Origin of the sequence: Klebsiella sp. WOUb02, from assembly GCF_050058015.1 — a bacterium.
GTDB lineage: Bacteria > Pseudomonadota > Gammaproteobacteria > Enterobacterales > Enterobacteriaceae > Klebsiella.
Genome location: NZ_CP170110.1, coordinates 4,209,755 through 4,225,416 on the forward strand (window position 1 = coordinate 4,209,755; position 15,662 = coordinate 4,225,416).

Consider the following 15,662-nt stretch of genomic DNA (forward strand, 5'->3'; position numbering starts at 1 on the left):
ACTGAACGCCTAAAGAAACAAACGAGGAATCAAATGGCTCGTACAACACCCATCGCACGCTACCGTAATATCGGTATCAGTGCGCACATCGACGCCGGTAAAACCACTACTACCGAACGTATCCTGTTCTACACCGGTGTAAACCACAAAATCGGTGAAGTTCATGACGGCGCAGCAACCATGGACTGGATGGAGCAGGAGCAGGAGCGTGGTATTACTATCACCTCCGCAGCGACTACTGCATTCTGGTCTGGTATGGCTAAGCAGTATGAACCGCACCGCGTCAACATCATCGACACCCCGGGGCACGTTGACTTCACTATCGAAGTTGAACGTTCCATGCGTGTGCTTGATGGTGCAGTAATGGTTTACTGCGCAGTTGGTGGTGTTCAGCCGCAGTCTGAAACCGTATGGCGTCAGGCAAACAAATATAAAGTTCCACGCATCGCGTTCGTTAACAAAATGGACCGTATGGGTGCTAACTTCCTGAAAGTTGTTGGTCAGATCAAATCCCGTCTGGGCGCGAACCCTGTTCCGCTGCAGACTGGCGATTGGTGCTGAAGAAGGTTTCACCGGTGTTGTTGACCTGGTGAAAATGAAAGCCATCAACTGGAACGAAGAAGACGCAGGCGTTACCTTCACCTATGAAGATATCCCGGCAGACATGCAGGACCTGGCTGACGAATGGCACCAGAACCTGATCGAGTCCGCAGCGGAAGCTTCAGAAGAGCTGATGGAAAAATACCTGGGTGGTGAAGAACTGACTGAAGAAGAGATCAAGAAAGCTCTGCGTCAGCGCGTTCTGAACAACGAAATCATCCTTGTAACCTGTGGTTCTGCGTTCAAGAACAAAGGTGTTCAGGCGATGCTGGATGCGGTAGTTGACTACCTGCCATCCCCGGTTGACGTACCTGCGATCAACGGTATTCTGGACGACGGTAAAGATACTCCGGCTGAGCGTCACGCTAGCGATGAAGAGCCGTTTGCTGCTCTGGCATTCAAAATCGCTACCGACCCGTTCGTGGGTAACCTGACCTTCTTCCGCGTGTACTCCGGTGTGGTTAACTCTGGTGATACCATCCTGAACTCCGTGAAAGCTGCACGTGAGCGTTTCGGCCGTATCGTTCAGATGCACGCCAACAAACGTGAAGAGATCAAAGAAGTTCGTGCGGGCGACATCGCTGCTGCAATCGGTCTGAAAGACGTAACTACTGGTGATACCCTGTGTAACCCAGATGCGCCGATCATCCTGGAGCGTATGGAATTCCCTGAGCCGGTAATCTCCATCGCTGTAGAACCGAAAACCAAAGCTGACCAGGAAAAAATGGGTCTGGCTCTGGGCCGTCTGGCTAAAGAAGACCCGTCTTTCCGCGTATGGACTGACGAAGAATCTAACCAGACCATTATCGCCGGTATGGGTGAGCTGCACCTCGACATCATCGTTGACCGCATGAAGCGTGAATTCAACGTTGAAGCGAACGTCGGTAAACCTCAGGTTGCTTACCGTGAAGCAATTCGCGCTAAAGTTACCGATATCGAAGGTAAACACGCTAAGCAGTCTGGTGGTCGCGGTCAGTATGGTCACGTTGTGATCGACATGTACCCGCTGGAGCCGGGCTCAAATCCGAAAGGATATGAGTTCGTCAACGACATCAAAGGTGGTGTAATTCCTGGTGAATACATCCCTGCCGTTGATAAAGGCATCCAGGAACAGCTGAAAGCTGGTCCGCTGGCTGGTTACCCGGTAGTTGATCTCGGTGTGCGTCTGCACTTCGGTTCTTACCATGACGTTGACTCCTCTGAGCTGGCGTTTAAACTGGCCGCTTCTCTTGCCTTTAAAGATGGCTTTAAGAAAGCGAAACCAGTTCTGCTTGAGCCGATCATGAAGGTTGAAGTAGAAACTCCGGAAGAGAACACTGGTGACGTCATCGGTGACCTTAGCCGTCGTCGTGGTATGCTGCGTGGTCAAGAATCCAACGTTACTGGCGTTGTGATTCACGCTGAGGTTCCGCTGTCTGAAATGTTCGGATACGCAACTCAGTGCGTTCTCTGACCAAAGGTCGTGCTTCTTACTCCATGGAGTTCCTGAAGTATGATGACGCGCCGAACAACGTTGCTCAGGCCGTAATCGAAGCCCGTGGTAAATAAGCCGTAGGGTTAAACCAAAATCCCGTGCTCTCTCCTGAAGGGGAGAGCGCTATAGTAAGGAATATAGCCGTGTCTAAAGAAAAATTTGAACGTACAAAACCGCACGTCAACGTCGGTACTATCGGCCACGTTGACCATGGTAAAACTACTCTGACCGCTGCAATCACTACCGTTCTGGCTAAAACCTACGGTGGTTCTGCTCGTGCATTCGACCAGATCGATAACGCGCCGGAAGAAAAAGCTCGTGGTATCACCATCAACACTTCCCACGTTGAATATGACACCCCGACTCGCCACTACGCTCACGTAGACTGCCCGGGCCACGCCGACTATGTTAAAAACATGATCACCGGTGCTGCGCAGATGGATGGCGCGATCCTGGTTGTTGCTGCGACTGACGGCCCGATGCCGCAGACTCGTGAGCACATCCTGCTGGGTCGTCAGGTAGGCGTTCCGTACATCATCGTGTTCCTGAACAAATGCGACATGGTTGATGACGAAGAGTTGCTGGAACTGGTTGAGATGGAAGTGCGTGAGCTGCTGTCTCAGTACGACTTCCCGGGCGACGACACCCCAATCGTTCGTGGTTCCGCGCTGAAAGCGCTGGAAGGCGAAGCTGACTGGGAAGCGAAAATCATCGAACTGGCAGGCTACCTGGATTCTTACATCCCGGAACCAGAACGTGCTATCGACAAGCCGTTCCTGCTGCCGATCGAAGACGTATTCTCCATCTCCGGTCGTGGTACCGTTGTTACCGGTCGTGTAGAGCGCGGTATCATCAAAGTGGGCGAAGAAGTTGAAATCGTTGGTATCAAAGACACCGCGAAATCGACCTGTACCGGCGTTGAAATGTTCCGCAAACTGCTGGACGAAGGCCGTGCGGGTGAGAACGTTGGCGTTCTGCTGCGTGGTATCAAACGTGAAGAAATCGAACGTGGTCAGGTACTGGCTAAGCCGGGTTCTATCAAGCCGCACACCAAATTCGAATCTGAAGTGTACATTCTGTCCAAAGACGAAGGCGGCCGTCATACTCCGTTCTTCAAAGGCTACCGTCCGCAGTTCTACTTCCGTACAACTGACGTGACTGGCACCATCGAACTGCCGGAAGGCGTAGAGATGGTAATGCCGGGCGACAACATCAAAATGGTTGTTACCCTGATCCACCCGATCGCGATGGACGACGGTCTGCGTTTCGCAATCCGTGAAGGCGGTCGTACCGTTGGCGCGGGCGTTGTTGCTAAAGTTCTGAGCTAATTATTTAGTTCTGAATTAAAAAGGGCGCTTCGGCGCCCTTTTTGCTGCCCGTCATTTAGGTCGTAAACGCGAGAGCGGCTAATATAAAAAGTGCCTTATCAGGGTTATTATATAAACAGCCTATTGTAATCATAACTATTCTCATTTACACTTTGAGCATAAATTGAACGGGAGTGAATATGTACGTTTGTTTGTGTAATGGTGTAAACGATAAAAAAATTCGTCAGGCCGTACGGCAATTTCACCCTCAATCTTTTCAGCAGTTGCGTAAGTTTATTCCCGTTGGAAATCAATGTGGTAAATGCGTTCGCGCCGCTCGCGAGATCATGGAAGATGAATTAACTCGCATGCCGGAATATAAAGAGATCGCCTGAGACCTCTGCCTTTTCTTTGACATCTATATAGTGCGAACTACGCTTCAATGAGTGGAAGCGGAGGGACTATATAATGAAAGGTGATGTCAAAGTCATAAGTTATCTCAATAAATTATTGGGAAATGAGCTTGTCGCAATAAATCAGTACTTTCTCCATGCCAGGATGTTCAAGAACTGGGGCCTGATGCGCCTCAACGATGTCGAATACCATGAATCCATTGATGAAATGAAGCACGCCGATAAATATATCGAGCGTATTTTATTTCTTGAAGGGCTGCCCAACCTGCAGGATCTCGGCAAGCTGGGTATCGGTGAAGATGTCGAGGAGATGCTGCAGTCTGATTTAAGACTGGAGCTGGAAGGCGCCAAAGATTTACGAGAGGCTATCGCCTATGCCGACAGCGTCCATGATTATGTCAGCCGCGATATGCTGATCGAAATCCTCGCCGATGAAGAAGGACATATCGACTGGTTGGAAACCGAGCTGGACCTGATCGGTAAAATTGGCCTGCAAAATTATCTCCAGTCACAGATTAAAGTTGCTGACTGACAGCGTTTGCCATCCACAGTAAAAACCCGCTGCAGCCAAAAAAGGGCCAAACGGCAGCGGGTTGTTCAGGACCTCCCGGCGCTTCCAGATAACCACGCGCAGAAGCAGCGCGGCGCAGGCAATTAGCGTCGCCATAAACACCAGCTGTGGCAGCCACTGCCAGCCGTGCCAGGCGCCGAGAGCGGCAAGAAATTTCACGTCGCCATAACCCAACCCCTCATATCCGCGAACCCCTCTGTAAACCCAGTAGACTAAAGCAAATGCCAGATATCCCGCGATAGCTCCCCAGACGGCGTTTTCCAGGCCCATCGGCATGCGACAAAGATAAAACAGCAGGCCAGCCCAGAGCAGGGGGCAGGTCAAGCGATCGGGAAGTAGTCCATAGCGTAGGTCGTGCCAGCAGAGCGCCAGAGAGAACACGCAGTAGAAAAGCAGGAAGGGGAGAGTCATGTACATGGGATACCCCGGCGGATGAATCGTATGCGCCGATTTTGACCCGGCGAGTCGCGAGCGGCAAAGGACGATAGTGGGTTTTGCGCGCGGCGATCCGCTAAGTTTGCTATTTTTCAGCCGGCAACATTGCTCTTCCCGGCAGCCTCGCAAATATAAATGACGATTTTCTACGCAGCCCTTGTGTTGGGTCCGAATTTGCGTATAATGCGCGGGCCCGTCAAAATTGGCGGGCCGGTTCGATATGAACCCTGATAGAGCTTTTAGCTATCAAACAATGTTCCCAATCGGGGAACTATGTAAGAACGGTTACACTCTCCCATCAATCGTAATGGGTATGAGGAGTAATCATTTCGTCTATAAATAATTGGAGCTCTGGTCTCATGCAGAACCAAAGAATCCGTATCCGTCTTAAAGCGTTTGATCATCGTCTGATCGATCAATCAACTGCGGAAATCGTCGAGACTGCTAAGCGCACTGGTGCGCAGGTCCGTGGTCCGATCCCGCTGCCGACCCGCAAAGAGCGCTTTACCGTTCTGATCTCTCCGCACGTCAACAAAGATGCGCGCGATCAGTACGAGATCCGCACTCACAAGCGTCTGGTTGACATCGTTGAGCCAACTGAGAAAACCGTTGATGCTCTGATGCGTCTGGATCTGGCTGCCGGTGTAGACGTGCAGATCAGCCTGGGTTAATCAGGTCATCGAGCGATTGAGAGGTTGAAACAATGATTGGTTTAGTCGGTAAAAAAGTGGGTATGACTCGCATCTTCACTGAAGATGGCGTATCTATCCCAGTAACCGTAATCGAAGTTGAAGCAAACCGTGTTGCACAGGTTAAAGACCTGGCTAACGACGGCTACCGCGCAATTCAGGTTACCACCGGTGCTAAAAAAGCTAACCGTGTAACCAAGCCGGAAGCTGGTCACTTCGCTAAAGCTGGCGTAGAAGCTGGCCGCGGCCTGTGGGAATTCCGTCTTGCCGACGGTGAAGAATTCACCGTAGGTCAGAGCATTAGCGTTGAACTGTTTGCTGACGTTAAAAAAGTTGACGTAACCGGTACCTCTAAAGGTAAAGGTTTTGCTGGTACCGTTAAGCGCTGGAACTTCCGTACCCAGGACGCTACCCACGGTAACTCCTTGTCTCACCGCGTTCCGGGTTCTATCGGTCAGAACCAGACTCCGGGCAAAGTGTTCAAAGGCAAGAAAATGGCAGGTCAGCTGGGTAACGAACGTGTCACCGTTCAGAGCCTGGACGTAGTACGTGTTGACGCTGAGCGCAACCTGCTGCTGGTTAAAGGTGCGGTCCCGGGTGCAACCGGTAGCGACCTGATCGTTAAACCAGCTGTGAAGGCGTAAGGGGATAGCAATGGAATTAGTATTGAAAGACGCGCAGAGCGCGCTGACTGTTTCCGAAACTACCTTCGGTCGTGATTTCAACGAAGCGCTGGTTCACCAGGTTGTAGTTGCTTATGCAGCTGGTGCTCGTCAGGGTACTCGTGCTCAGAAGACTCGTGCTGAAGTAACTGGTTCAGGCAAAAAGCCGTGGCGCCAGAAAGGTACCGGCCGTGCGCGTTCAGGTTCTATTAAGAGCCCGATCTGGCGTTCCGGTGGCGTAACCTTCGCTGCTCGTCCGCAGGACCACAGTCAAAAAGTTAACAAAAAGATGTACCGCGGCGCGCTGAAAAGCATTCTGTCCGAACTGGTACGTCAGGATCGTCTGATCGTTGTCGAGACGTTCTCTGTAGAAGCGCCTAAAACTAAGCTGCTGGCACAGAAACTGAAAGACATGGCTCTGGAAGATGTGCTGATCATCACCGGTGAGCTGGACGAGAACCTGTTCCTGGCTGCGCGCAACCTGCACAAGGTTGACGTACGCGATGCAACTGGTATCGACCCGGTTAGCCTGATCGCCTTCGACAAAGTCGTAATGACTGCTGATGCTGTTAAGCAAGTTGAGGAGATGCTGGCATGATTCGTGAAGAACGTCTGCTGAAGGTGCTGCGTGCACCGCACGTTTCTGAAAAAGCGTCTGCTGCGATGGAAAAAACAAATACCATCGTTCTCAAAGTTGCTAAAGACGCGACTAAAGCAGAAATCAAAGCTGCTGTGCAGAAACTGTTTGAAGTCGAAGTCGAAGTCGTTAACACCCTGGTCGTTAAAGGGAAAGTTAAACGTCACGGACAGCGTATCGGTCGTCGTAGCGACTGGAAAAAAGCTTACGTCACCCTGAAGGAAGGCCAGAATCTGGACTTCGTTGGCGGCGCTGAGTAAGTCGGAGGAGTAATACAATGGCAGTTGTTAAATGTAAACCGACATCTCCGGGTCGTCGCCACGTTGTTAAAGTGGTTAACCCTGAGCTGCACAAGGGCAAACCTTTTGCTCCGTTGCTGGAAAAAAACAGCAAATCCGGTGGTCGTAACAACAATGGCCGTATCACCACCCGTCATATCGGTGGTGGCCACAAGCAGGCTTACCGTATTGTTGACTTCAAACGCAACAAAGATGGTATCCCGGCAGTTGTTGAGCGTCTTGAGTACGATCCGAACCGTTCCGCGAACATCGCGCTGGTTCTGTACAAAGACGGCGAGCGCCGTTACATCCTGGCCCCTAAAGGCCTGAAAGCTGGCGACCAGATTCAGTCTGGCGTTGATGCTGCAATCAAAGCAGGCAACACCCTGCCGATGCGCAATATCCCGGTTGGTTCTACCGTTCATAACGTAGAAATGAAACCAGGTAAAGGCGGTCAGCTGGCACGTTCCGCTGGTACTTACGTTCAGATCGTTGCTCGCGACGGTGCTTATGTCACCCTGCGTCTGCGTTCTGGTGAAATGCGTAAAGTCGAAGCAGACTGCCGCGCTACTCTGGGCGAAGTTGGCAATGCTGAGCATATGCTGCGCGTTCTGGGTAAAGCAGGTGCTGCACGCTGGCGTGGTGTTCGTCCTACCGTTCGCGGTACTGCGATGAACCCGGTCGACCACCCACATGGTGGTGGTGAAGGTCGTAACTTTGGTAAGCACCCGGTTTCCCCGTGGGGCCTGCAGACTAAAGGTAAGAAGACCCGCAGCAACAAGCGTACTGATAAATTCATCGTACGTCGCCGTAGCAAATAATTTTAGAGGATAAGCCATGCCACGTTCTCTCAAGAAAGGTCCTTTTATTGACCTGCACTTGCTGAAGAAGGTAGAGAAAGCGGTGGAAAGCGGAGACAAGAAGCCCCTGCGCACTTGGTCCCGTCGTTCAACGATCTTTCCTAACATGATCGGTTTGACCATCGCTGTCCATAATGGTCGTCAGCACGTTCCAGTCTTTGTTTCCGACGAAATGGTTGGTCACAAACTGGGTGAATTCGCACCGACTCGTACTTATCGCGGCCACGCTGCTGATAAAAAAGCGAAGAAGAAATAAGGTAGGAGGAAGAGATGGAAACTTTAGCTCAACATCGCCATGCTCGTTCTTCTGCTCAGAAGGTTCGCCTCGTAGCTGACCTGATTCGCGGTAAGAAAGTGTCGCAGGCCCTGGATATTCTGACCTACACCAACAAGAAAGCTGCTGTACTGGTCAAGAAGGTACTGGAATCTGCCATTGCTAACGCTGAACACAACGATGGCGCTGACATTGACGATCTGAAAGTTGCGAAAATTTTCGTAGACGAAGGCCCGAGCATGAAGCGCATTATGCCGCGTGCGAAAGGTCGTGCAGATCGCATCCTGAAGCGCACCAGCCACATCACTGTGGTTGTGTCCGATCGCTGAGACTCTGGAGACTAGCAATGGGTCAGAAAGTACATCCTAATGGTATTCGCCTGGGTATTGTCAAACCATGGAACTCTACCTGGTTCGCGAACACCAAAGAATTCGCTGACAACCTGGACAGCGATTTTAAAGTACGTCAGTTCCTGACTAAGGAACTGTCTAAAGCGTCCGTATCTCGTATCGTTATCGAGCGTCCGGCTAAGAGCATCCGTGTGACTATTCACACCGCTCGTCCGGGCATCGTCATCGGTAAGAAAGGCGAAGACGTAGAAAAACTGCGCAAGGTCGTAGCGGATATCGCTGGCGTTCCTGCACAGATCAATATCGCCGAAGTTCGTAAGCCAGAACTGGACGCTAAATTGGTTGCTGACAGCATCACTTCTCAGCTGGAACGTCGCGTTATGTTCCGTCGTGCTATGAAGCGTGCTGTACAGAACGCAATGCGTCTGGGCGCTAAAGGTATCAAAGTTGAAGTTAGCGGCCGTCTGGGCGGCGCGGAAATCGCACGTACCGAATGGTACCGTGAAGGTCGCGTACCGCTGCACACTCTGCGTGCTGACATCGACTACAACACCTCTGAAGCGCACACCACTTACGGTGTAATCGGCGTTAAGGTATGGATCTTCAAAGGCGAGATCCTGGGTGGTATGGCTGCTGTTGAACAACCGGAACCGGCTGCTCAACCTAAAAAGCAGCAGCGTAAAGGCCGTAAATAAGGAGCGTCGCTGATGTTACAACCAAAGCGTACAAAATTCCGTAAAGTGCACAAAGGCCGCAACCGTGGTCTGGCGCAGGGTACGGATGTTAGCTTCGGCACTTTCGGTCTGAAAGCTGTTGGCCGTGGTCGTCTGACTGCACGTCAGATCGAAGCAGCACGTCGTGCTATGACCCGTGCAGTTAAGCGTCAAGGTAAAATCTGGATCCGTGTTTTCCCGGACAAACCGATTACCGAGAAGCCGCTGGAAGTTCGTATGGGTAAAGGTAAAGGTAACGTGGAGTATTGGGTTGCCTTGATTCAGCCGGGTAAAGTCCTGTATGAAATGGACGGTGTTCCGGAAGAGCTGGCCCGTGAAGCCTTCGGCCTGGCAGCAGCGAAACTGCCTATCAAAACCACCTTTGTAACTAAGACGGTGATGTAATGAAAGCAAAAGAGCTGCGTGAAAAAAGCGTTGAAGAGCTGAACGCTGAGCTGCTGAACCTGCTGCGTGAGCAGTTCAACCTGCGTATGCAGGCTGCAAGTGGCCAGCTGCAACAGACTCATCTGCTGAAGCAGGTGCGTCGTGATGTTGCACGCGTTAAGACTTTACTGACTCAGAAGGCGGGTGCGTAATGACCGATAAAATCCGTACTCTGCAAGGTCGCGTAGTTAGCAACAAAATGGAGAAATCCATCGTTGTTGCTATCGAACGTGTGGTGAAACATCCGGTATACGGTAAGTTCATCAAGCGTACGACCAAACTGCACGTACATGACGAGAACAACGAATGCGGTATCGGTGACGTGGTCGAAATCCACGAATGCCGTCCGCTGTCCAAGACTAAGTCCTGGACGCTGGTTCGCGTTGTAGAGAAAGCGGTTCTGTAATAGCGCCGTGTTCTCAACGAATAAACGGCTCAGCGATGAGCCGTTTATTTTTTCTACCCATATCCGATTTCCGGTGTTATAATGCCGCGCCCTCGATATGGGGATATTTAACGGCCCGATTTTGGGTCTCAGTAGTAGTTGACATTAGCGGAGCACTAAAATGATCCAAGAACAGACTATGCTGAACGTCGCCGACAACTCCGGTGCACGTCGCGTAATGTGTATCAAGGTTCTGGGTGGCTCGCACCGTCGCTACGCAGGCGTAGGCGACATCATCAAGATCACCATCAAGGAAGCAATTCCGCGTGGTAAGGTCAAAAAAGGTGATGTGCTGAAGGCGGTAGTGGTGCGCACCAAGAAGGGTGTTCGTCGCCCGGACGGTTCTGTCATTCGCTTCGATGGTAATGCATGCGTTATTCTCAACAATAACAGCGAGCAGCCCATCGGTACGCGTATTTTTGGGCCGGTAACTCGTGAGCTTCGTACCGAGAAGTTCATGAAAATTATCTCTCTGGCACCAGAAGTACTCTAAGGAGCGAATCATGGCAGCGAAAATCCGTCGTGATGACGAAGTTATCGTGTTAACCGGTAAAGATAAAGGTAAACGCGGTAAAGTTAAGAATGTCTTGTCTTCCGGCAAGCTCATTGTTGAAGGTATCAACCTGGTTAAGAAACATCAGAAGCCGGTTCCGGCCCTGAACCAACCGGGTGGCATCGTTGAAAAAGAAGCTGCAATTCAGGTTTCTAACGTTGCACTCTTCAATGCGGCAACCGGCAAGGCTGACCGTGTAGGCTTTAGGTTCGAAGACGGCAAAAAAGTCCGTTTCTTCAAGTCTAACAGCGAAACTATCAAGTAATTTGGAGTAGTACGATGGCGAAACTGCATGATTACTACAAAGACGAAGTAGTTGGTAAACTCATGACTGAGTTTAACTACAATTCTGTCATGCAAGTCCCTCGGGTCGAGAAGATCACCCTGAACATGGGTGTTGGTGAAGCGATCGCTGACAAGAAACTGCTGGATAACGCAGCAGCGGATCTGACAGCAATCTCCGGTCAAAAGCCGTTGATCACCAAAGCACGCAAATCAGTTGCAGGCTTCAAAATCCGTCAGGGCTATCCGATCGGCTGTAAAGTAACCCTGCGTGGCGAACGCATGTGGGAGTTCTTTGAGCGCCTGATCACTATTGCTGTACCGCGTATCCGTGACTTCCGTGGCCTGTCCGCTAAGTCATTCGATGGTCGTGGTAACTACAGCATGGGTGTCCGTGAGCAGATCATCTTCCCAGAAATCGACTACGATAAAGTCGACCGCGTTCGTGGTTTGGATATTACCATTACCACTACTGCGAAATCTGATGAAGAAGGCCGCGCTCTTCTGGCTGCCTTTGACTTCCCGTTCCGCAAGTAAGGTAGGGTTACTTAATGGCTAAGCAATCAATGAAAGCACGCGAAGTAAAGCGCGTGGCTTTAGCTGATAAATTCTTCGCTAAACGCGCTGAACTGAAAGCTATCATCTCTGATGTGAACGCAACCGACGAAGATCGTTGGAATGCGGTTCTCAAGCTGCAGACTCTGCCGCGTGATTCCAGCCCGTCTCGTCAGCGTAACCGCTGCCGTCAAACAGGTCGTCCGCATGGTTTCCTGCGGAAGTTCGGGTTGAGCCGTATTAAGGTCCGTGAAGCCGCTATGCGCGGTGAAATCCCGGGTCTGAAAAAGGCTAGCTGGTAATTGTCACCAATTGAATCACGGGAGTAAAGACAGATGAGCATGCAAGATCCGATCGCGGATATGCTGACCCGTATCCGTAACGGTCAGGCCGCGAATAAAGCTGCGGTCACCATGCCTTCCTCCAAGCTGAAAGTGGCAATTGCCAACGTGCTGAAGGAAGAAGGCTTTATTGAAGATTTTAAAGTTGAAGGCGACATCAAGCCGGAACTGGAACTGACTCTTAAGTATTTCCAGGGTAAAGCTGTTGTAGAAAGCATTCAGCGTGTCAGCCGCCCAGGTCTGCGCATCTACAAACGTAAAGATGAGCTGCCGAAAGTTATGGCGGGTCTGGGTATCGCGGTTATTTCTACCTCTAAAGGTGTTATGACTGATCGTGCAGCGCGCCAGGCTGGTCTTGGTGGCGAAATTATCTGCTACGTAGCCTAATCGGAGGAAAAAATGTCTCGTGTTGCTAAAGCACCGGTCGTTGTTCCTGCCGGCGTTGATGTAAAAATCAACGGTCAGGTTATTACGATCAAAGGTAAGAATGGCGAGCTGACTCGTACTCTCAACGATGCTGTTGAAGTTAAACATGCAGATAATGCACTGACTTTCGGTCCGCGTGATGGTTTCGCTGACGGTTGGGCTCAGGCTGGTACCGCGCGTGCCCTGCTTAACTCAGTAGTTATCGGTGTTACCGAAGGCTTCACTAAAAAGCTTCAGCTGGTTGGTGTAGGTTATCGTGCAGCGGTTAAAGGGGATGTAGTAAACCTGGCTTTAGGTTTCTCTCATCCTGTTGAACATAAGCTGCCGGCCGGTATCACTGCAGAATGTCCGACTCAAACTGAAATCGTGCTGAAAGGCGCTGATAAGCAGGTAATCGGCCAGGTTGCAGCAGATCTGCGCGCCTACCGTCGTCCTGAGCCTTATAAAGGTAAGGGTGTCCGTTACGCCGACGAAGTCGTGCGTACCAAAGAGGCTAAGAAGAAGTAAGGTAACACTATGGATAAGAAATCTGCTCGTATCCGTCGTGCGACCCGCGCACGCCGCAAGCTCCAGGAGCTGGGTGCAACTCGCCTGGTGGTACATCGTACCCCGCGTCATATTTACGCACAGGTAATTGCACCGAACGGTTCTGAAGTTCTGGTAGCTGCTTCTACTGTAGAAAAAGCTATCGCTGAACAACTGAAGTACACCGGTAACAAAGACGCGGCTGCAGCTGTGGGTAAAGCTGTTGCTGAACGCGCTCTGGAAAAAGGCATCAAAGATGTTTCCTTTGACCGTTCCGGGTTCCAATATCATGGTCGTGTCCAGGCACTGGCAGATGCTGCCCGTGAAGCTGGCCTTCAGTTCTAAGGTAGAGGTGTAAGATGGCTCACATCGAAAAACAAGCTGGCGAACTGCAGGAAAAGCTGATCGCGGTTAACCGCGTATCTAAAACCGTTAAAGGTGGTCGTATTTTCTCCTTCACAGCTCTGACTGTAGTTGGTGACGGTAACGGCCGCGTAGGTTTTGGTTACGGTAAAGCGCGTGAAGTTCCAGCAGCGATCCAGAAAGCGATGGAAAAAGCCCGTCGCAATATGATTAACGTCGCGCTGAACCACGGCACCCTGCAGCACCCGGTTAAAGGTGTTCACACGGGTTCTCGTGTATTCATGCAGCCAGCTTCCGAAGGTACCGGTATCATCGCCGGTGGTGCAATGCGCGCCGTTCTGGAAGTTGCTGGAGTTCATAACGTTCTGGCTAAAGCATATGGTTCCACCAACCCGATTAACGTGGTTCGTGCAACTATTGATGGCCTGGAAAATATGAATTCTCCAGAAATGGTCGCTGCCAAGCGTGGTAAATCCGTTGAAGAAATTCTGGGGAAATAAACCATGGCAAAGACTATTAAAATTACTCAAACCCGCAGTGCAATCGGTCGTCTGCCGAAACACAAGGCAACGCTGCTTGGCCTGGGTCTGCGTCGTATTGGTCACACCGTAGAACGCGAGGATACTCCCGCTGTTCGTGGTATGGTCAACGCGGTTTCCTTTATGGTTAAAGTTGAGGAGTAAGAGATGCGTTTAAATACTCTGTCTCCGGCCGAAGGCTCTAAAAAGGCGGGTAAGCGCCTGGGTCGTGGTATCGGTTCTGGCCTCGGTAAAACCGGTGGTCGTGGTCACAAAGGTCAGAACTCTCGTTCTGGCGGTGGCGTACGTCGCGGTTTCGAGGGTGGTCAGATGCCTCTGTACCGTCGTCTGCCGAAGTTCGGCTTCACTTCTCGTAAAGCAATGATCACTGCAGAGATTCGTCTCTCCGATCTGGCTCACGTAGAAGGCGATGTAGTCGACCTGAACACGCTGAAAGCAGCTAACATTATCGGTATTCAGATTGAGTTCGCGAAAGTGATTCTTTCTGGCGAGGTTGCTCGTCCGGTAACTGTTCGTGGCCTGCGCGTGACTAAAGGTGCTCGTGCTGCTATCGAAGCTGCTGGCGGTAAAATTGAGGAATAAGTAGCAGATGGCTAAGCAACCGGGATTAGATTTTCAAAGTGCCAAAGGTGGACTTGGCGAACTGAAACGCAGACTTTTGTTTGTTATTGGTGCGCTGATCGTATTCCGTATTGGTTCTTTTATTCCGATCCCTGGTATTGATGCCGCTGTACTTGCCAAACTGCTTGAGCAACAGCGAGGCACTATCATTGAAATGTTTAACATGTTCTCTGGTGGTGCCCTCAGCCGTGCTTCTATCTTTGCTCTGGGCATCATGCCGTATATTTCGGCATCGATTATTGTCCAGCTGTTGACGGTTGTTTATCAGCCGCTAGCAGAGCTGAAGAAAGAAGGGGAGTCTGGTCGTCGTAAGATCAGCCAGTACACCCGCTACGGTACTCTGGTGCTGGCGATATTCCAGTCGATCGGTATTGCTACCGGTCTGCCGAATATGCCTGGTATGCAGGGCCTGGTGATGAATCCGGGCTTTGCATTCTATTTCACCGCTGTTGTAAGTCTGGTCACAGGAACCATGTTCCTGATGTGGCTCGGCGAACAGATTACTGAACGTGGTATCGGTAACGGTATTTCGATCATTATCTTCGCTGGTATCGTTGCGGGTCTCCCGCCGGCCATCGCCCATACTATCGAGCAAGCGCGTCAAGGCGACCTGCACTTCCTCCTGTTGCTATTGGTTGCAGTATTAGTGTTTGCCGTGACCTTCTTTGTTGTATTCGTTGAACGTGGTCAACGCCGCATTGTGGTGAACTACGCGAAGCGTCAACAAGGTCGTCGCGTCTATGCTGCACAGAGCACACATTTGCCGCTGAAAGTGAATATGGCGGGTGTAATCCCTGCAATCTTCGCTTCCAGTATTATTCTGTTCCCTGCGACCATCGCGTCATGGTTCGGGGGCGGAACCGGTTGGAACTGGCTGACAACAATTTCGCTGTATTTGCAGCCTGGGCAACCGCTTTATGTGTTACTCTATGCGTCTGCAATCATATTCTTCTGTTTCTTCTACACGGCTTTGGTTTTCAATCCGCGTGAAACAGCAGATAACCTGAAGAAGTCCGGTGCATTTGTACCAGGAATTCGTCCGGGAGAGCAAACGGCGAAGTATATCGATAAAGTAATGACTCGCCTGACTTTGGTTGGTGCGCTGTATATTACCTTTATCTGCCTGATCCCGGAGTTCATGCGTGATGCAATGAAGGTGCCGTTCTACTTCGGTGGAACCTCGCTGCTAATTGTTGTCGTTGTGATTATGGACTTTATGGCTCAAGTGCAAACTCTGATGATGTCAAGTCAGTACGAGTCTGCATTGAAGAAGGCGAACCTGAAAGGCTACGGCCGATAACTGGT

26 protein-coding genes and 1 pseudogene are annotated in these 15,662 nt (G+C 51.0%); 26 read left to right on the top strand and 1 reads right to left on the bottom strand.

Annotated elements, in window-relative coordinates; translation table 11 throughout:
* The first annotated feature begins 33 nt into the window (after nucleotides 1-33).
* From fusA to bfr, 4 genes and pseudogenes are all read left to right on the top strand, one after another.
* A pseudogene (gene fusA / locus ABOC21_RS27450) lies at nucleotides 34-2,148 on the top strand (elongation factor G).
* Nucleotides 2,149-2,217: 69 nt separating this feature from the next.
* On the top strand, nucleotides 2,218-3,402 hold the full coding sequence (tuf, locus tag ABOC21_RS27455; RefSeq protein ID WP_047663733.1) for an elongation factor Tu: 1,185 nt from the start codon (nucleotides 2,218-2,220) through the stop codon (nucleotides 3,400-3,402).
* A 179-nt stretch (nucleotides 3,403-3,581) separates the two neighbouring features.
* A complete protein-coding gene (bfd, locus tag ABOC21_RS27460) occupies nucleotides 3,582-3,776 on the top strand; it encodes a bacterioferritin-associated ferredoxin (protein WP_071844856.1) in 195 nt (64 codons plus the stop codon).
* A 73-nt stretch (nucleotides 3,777-3,849) separates the two neighbouring features.
* Nucleotides 3,850-4,326, top strand: coding sequence for a bacterioferritin (bfr, locus tag ABOC21_RS27465; RefSeq protein ID WP_041142971.1), 477 nt, complete (start codon nucleotides 3,850-3,852; stop codon nucleotides 4,324-4,326).
* Here the strand turns inward: bfr and ABOC21_RS27470 are convergent.
* The gene (locus tag ABOC21_RS27470) at nucleotides 4,303-4,782 is read right to left on the bottom strand and encodes a prepilin peptidase (RefSeq protein ID WP_426813978.1); all 480 of its coding nucleotides are present in this window, start codon (nucleotides 4,780-4,782) and stop codon (nucleotides 4,303-4,305) included. The genes bfr and ABOC21_RS27470 overlap by 24 nt on opposite strands.
* 377 nt (nucleotides 4,783-5,159) lie before the next feature.
* Between ABOC21_RS27470 and rpsJ the strand changes: the two genes are divergently transcribed.
* The 22 genes from rpsJ (at nucleotide 5,160) to secY (ending at nucleotide 15,657) form a co-directional block, all read left to right on the top strand.
* Nucleotides 5,160-5,471, top strand: coding sequence for a 30S ribosomal protein S10 (rpsJ, locus tag ABOC21_RS27475; protein ID WP_001181005.1), 312 nt, complete (start codon nucleotides 5,160-5,162; stop codon nucleotides 5,469-5,471).
* Between the two features lie 32 nt (nucleotides 5,472-5,503).
* Nucleotides 5,504-6,133: a 50S ribosomal protein L3 gene (gene rplC / locus ABOC21_RS27480; RefSeq protein ID WP_004868374.1), complete on the top strand. Its 630-nt coding sequence runs from the start codon at nucleotides 5,504-5,506 to the stop codon at nucleotides 6,131-6,133.
* Between the two features lie 10 nt (nucleotides 6,134-6,143).
* Complete coding sequence (gene rplD / locus ABOC21_RS27485) at nucleotides 6,144-6,749, top strand: 50S ribosomal protein L4 (protein ID WP_015960716.1); 606 nt, start codon at nucleotides 6,144-6,146, stop codon at nucleotides 6,747-6,749.
* A complete protein-coding gene (gene rplW, locus ABOC21_RS27490; protein ID WP_004868363.1) occupies nucleotides 6,746-7,048 on the top strand; it encodes a 50S ribosomal protein L23 in 303 nt (100 codons plus the stop codon). Before rplD ends, rplW begins: the two co-directional genes overlap by 4 nt.
* 17 nt (nucleotides 7,049-7,065) lie before the next feature.
* A complete protein-coding gene (gene rplB / locus ABOC21_RS27495; RefSeq protein ID WP_002919786.1) occupies nucleotides 7,066-7,887 on the top strand; it encodes a 50S ribosomal protein L2 in 822 nt (273 codons plus the stop codon).
* 16 nt (nucleotides 7,888-7,903) lie between these two features.
* The gene (gene rpsS, locus ABOC21_RS27500) at nucleotides 7,904-8,182 is read left to right on the top strand and encodes a 30S ribosomal protein S19 (RefSeq protein WP_001138115.1); all 279 of its coding nucleotides are present in this window, start codon (nucleotides 7,904-7,906) and stop codon (nucleotides 8,180-8,182) included.
* A gap of 14 nt (nucleotides 8,183-8,196) precedes the next feature.
* A complete protein-coding gene (gene rplV / locus ABOC21_RS27505) occupies nucleotides 8,197-8,529 on the top strand; it encodes a 50S ribosomal protein L22 (RefSeq protein WP_002919773.1) in 333 nt (110 codons plus the stop codon).
* A gap of 17 nt (nucleotides 8,530-8,546) precedes the next feature.
* A complete protein-coding gene (gene rpsC, locus ABOC21_RS27510) occupies nucleotides 8,547-9,245 on the top strand; it encodes a 30S ribosomal protein S3 (protein ID WP_045854067.1) in 699 nt (232 codons plus the stop codon).
* A gap of 12 nt (nucleotides 9,246-9,257) precedes the next feature.
* Entirely contained in the window at nucleotides 9,258-9,668 is a 411-nt protein-coding gene (gene rplP, locus ABOC21_RS27515) for a 50S ribosomal protein L16 (RefSeq protein WP_002919759.1), read from the top strand.
* Nucleotides 9,668-9,859: a 50S ribosomal protein L29 gene (gene rpmC, locus ABOC21_RS27520; RefSeq protein ID WP_002919754.1), complete on the top strand. Its 192-nt coding sequence runs from the start codon at nucleotides 9,668-9,670 to the stop codon at nucleotides 9,857-9,859. The genes rplP and rpmC overlap by 1 nt, the downstream gene beginning before the upstream one ends.
* The gene (gene rpsQ, locus ABOC21_RS27525; RefSeq protein ID WP_095105716.1) at nucleotides 9,859-10,113 is read left to right on the top strand and encodes a 30S ribosomal protein S17; all 255 of its coding nucleotides are present in this window, start codon (nucleotides 9,859-9,861) and stop codon (nucleotides 10,111-10,113) included. The genes rpmC and rpsQ overlap by 1 nt, the downstream gene beginning before the upstream one ends.
* A gap of 160 nt (nucleotides 10,114-10,273) precedes the next feature.
* Nucleotides 10,274-10,645, top strand: coding sequence for a 50S ribosomal protein L14 (gene rplN, locus ABOC21_RS27530; RefSeq protein WP_002919748.1), 372 nt, complete (start codon nucleotides 10,274-10,276; stop codon nucleotides 10,643-10,645).
* A gap of 10 nt (nucleotides 10,646-10,655) precedes the next feature.
* Entirely contained in the window at nucleotides 10,656-10,970 is a 315-nt protein-coding gene (rplX, locus tag ABOC21_RS27535; protein WP_041142967.1) for a 50S ribosomal protein L24, read from the top strand.
* A gap of 14 nt (nucleotides 10,971-10,984) precedes the next feature.
* A complete protein-coding gene (gene rplE / locus ABOC21_RS27540; RefSeq protein ID WP_041142966.1) occupies nucleotides 10,985-11,524 on the top strand; it encodes a 50S ribosomal protein L5 in 540 nt (179 codons plus the stop codon).
* Between the two features lie 14 nt (nucleotides 11,525-11,538).
* The gene (rpsN, locus tag ABOC21_RS27545; protein ID WP_002919667.1) at nucleotides 11,539-11,844 is read left to right on the top strand and encodes a 30S ribosomal protein S14; all 306 of its coding nucleotides are present in this window, start codon (nucleotides 11,539-11,541) and stop codon (nucleotides 11,842-11,844) included.
* 33 nt (nucleotides 11,845-11,877) lie between these two features.
* Nucleotides 11,878-12,270: a 30S ribosomal protein S8 gene (gene rpsH / locus ABOC21_RS27550; RefSeq protein ID WP_004106343.1), complete on the top strand. Its 393-nt coding sequence runs from the start codon at nucleotides 11,878-11,880 to the stop codon at nucleotides 12,268-12,270.
* A gap of 12 nt (nucleotides 12,271-12,282) precedes the next feature.
* Entirely contained in the window at nucleotides 12,283-12,816 is a 534-nt protein-coding gene (rplF, locus tag ABOC21_RS27555) for a 50S ribosomal protein L6 (RefSeq protein WP_041142965.1), read from the top strand.
* A gap of 9 nt (nucleotides 12,817-12,825) precedes the next feature.
* Entirely contained in the window at nucleotides 12,826-13,179 is a 354-nt protein-coding gene (gene rplR, locus ABOC21_RS27560) for a 50S ribosomal protein L18 (RefSeq protein WP_000358960.1), read from the top strand.
* 14 nt (nucleotides 13,180-13,193) lie between these two features.
* Nucleotides 13,194-13,697, top strand: a complete 504-nt coding sequence (gene rpsE / locus ABOC21_RS27565; RefSeq protein ID WP_004106339.1) for a 30S ribosomal protein S5 — start codon at nucleotides 13,194-13,196, stop codon at nucleotides 13,695-13,697.
* A gap of 3 nt (nucleotides 13,698-13,700) precedes the next feature.
* Complete coding sequence (gene rpmD / locus ABOC21_RS27570; protein ID WP_001140434.1) at nucleotides 13,701-13,880, top strand: 50S ribosomal protein L30; 180 nt, start codon at nucleotides 13,701-13,703, stop codon at nucleotides 13,878-13,880.
* Nucleotides 13,881-13,883: 3 nt separating this feature from the next.
* Nucleotides 13,884-14,318, top strand: coding sequence for a 50S ribosomal protein L15 (gene rplO, locus ABOC21_RS27575; protein ID WP_041142964.1), 435 nt, complete (start codon nucleotides 13,884-13,886; stop codon nucleotides 14,316-14,318).
* A gap of 7 nt (nucleotides 14,319-14,325) precedes the next feature.
* Nucleotides 14,326-15,657 carry a preprotein translocase subunit SecY gene (gene secY, locus ABOC21_RS27580; RefSeq protein WP_132731662.1) on the top strand — a complete coding sequence of 444 codons (1,332 nt, stop codon included), beginning with the start codon at nucleotides 14,326-14,328 and terminating at the stop codon, nucleotides 15,655-15,657.
* The last annotated feature ends 5 nt before the right edge of the window (nucleotides 15,658-15,662 follow it).

Excerpts from the sequence above, each read along its gene's own strand:
- rplV (WP_002919773.1), top strand. The coding sequence starts at position 8,197 with ATGGAAACTTTAGCTCAACATCGCCATGCTCGTTCTTCTGCTCAGAAG.
- rplP (WP_002919759.1), top strand. The coding sequence starts at position 9,258 with ATGTTACAACCAAAGCGTACAAAATTCCGTAAAGTGCACAAAGGCCGC.
- ABOC21_RS27470 (WP_426813978.1), bottom strand. The coding sequence starts at position 4,782 with ATGTACATGACTCTCCCCTTCCTGCTTTTCTACTGCGTGTTCTCTCTG.
- rplE (WP_041142966.1), top strand. The coding sequence starts at position 10,985 with ATGGCGAAACTGCATGATTACTACAAAGACGAAGTAGTTGGTAAACTC.
- rplR (WP_000358960.1), top strand. The coding sequence starts at position 12,826 with ATGGATAAGAAATCTGCTCGTATCCGTCGTGCGACCCGCGCACGCCGC.
- rplC (WP_004868374.1), top strand. The coding sequence starts at position 5,504 with ATGATTGGTTTAGTCGGTAAAAAAGTGGGTATGACTCGCATCTTCACT.
- rpmC (WP_002919754.1), top strand. The coding sequence starts at position 9,668 with ATGAAAGCAAAAGAGCTGCGTGAAAAAAGCGTTGAAGAGCTGAACGCT.
- rplF (WP_041142965.1), top strand. The coding sequence starts at position 12,283 with ATGTCTCGTGTTGCTAAAGCACCGGTCGTTGTTCCTGCCGGCGTTGAT.
- rpmD (WP_001140434.1), top strand. The coding sequence starts at position 13,701 with ATGGCAAAGACTATTAAAATTACTCAAACCCGCAGTGCAATCGGTCGT.
- rplO (WP_041142964.1), top strand. The coding sequence starts at position 13,884 with ATGCGTTTAAATACTCTGTCTCCGGCCGAAGGCTCTAAAAAGGCGGGT.
- rplD (WP_015960716.1), top strand. The coding sequence starts at position 6,144 with ATGGAATTAGTATTGAAAGACGCGCAGAGCGCGCTGACTGTTTCCGAA.
- bfd (WP_071844856.1), top strand. The coding sequence starts at position 3,582 with ATGTACGTTTGTTTGTGTAATGGTGTAAACGATAAAAAAATTCGTCAG.
- rpsN (WP_002919667.1), top strand. The coding sequence starts at position 11,539 with ATGGCTAAGCAATCAATGAAAGCACGCGAAGTAAAGCGCGTGGCTTTA.
- rpsE (WP_004106339.1), top strand. The coding sequence starts at position 13,194 with ATGGCTCACATCGAAAAACAAGCTGGCGAACTGCAGGAAAAGCTGATC.
- rpsS (WP_001138115.1), top strand. The coding sequence starts at position 7,904 with ATGCCACGTTCTCTCAAGAAAGGTCCTTTTATTGACCTGCACTTGCTG.
- secY (WP_132731662.1), top strand. The coding sequence starts at position 14,326 with ATGGCTAAGCAACCGGGATTAGATTTTCAAAGTGCCAAAGGTGGACTT.
- rplW (WP_004868363.1), top strand. The coding sequence starts at position 6,746 with ATGATTCGTGAAGAACGTCTGCTGAAGGTGCTGCGTGCACCGCACGTT.
- rpsJ (WP_001181005.1), top strand. The coding sequence starts at position 5,160 with ATGCAGAACCAAAGAATCCGTATCCGTCTTAAAGCGTTTGATCATCGT.
- rplX (WP_041142967.1), top strand. The coding sequence starts at position 10,656 with ATGGCAGCGAAAATCCGTCGTGATGACGAAGTTATCGTGTTAACCGGT.
- rplB (WP_002919786.1), top strand. The coding sequence starts at position 7,066 with ATGGCAGTTGTTAAATGTAAACCGACATCTCCGGGTCGTCGCCACGTT.
- rpsC (WP_045854067.1), top strand. The coding sequence starts at position 8,547 with ATGGGTCAGAAAGTACATCCTAATGGTATTCGCCTGGGTATTGTCAAA.
- rplN (WP_002919748.1), top strand. The coding sequence starts at position 10,274 with ATGATCCAAGAACAGACTATGCTGAACGTCGCCGACAACTCCGGTGCA.
- rpsH (WP_004106343.1), top strand. The coding sequence starts at position 11,878 with ATGAGCATGCAAGATCCGATCGCGGATATGCTGACCCGTATCCGTAAC.
- bfr (WP_041142971.1), top strand. The coding sequence starts at position 3,850 with ATGAAAGGTGATGTCAAAGTCATAAGTTATCTCAATAAATTATTGGGA.
- rpsQ (WP_095105716.1), top strand. The coding sequence starts at position 9,859 with ATGACCGATAAAATCCGTACTCTGCAAGGTCGCGTAGTTAGCAACAAA.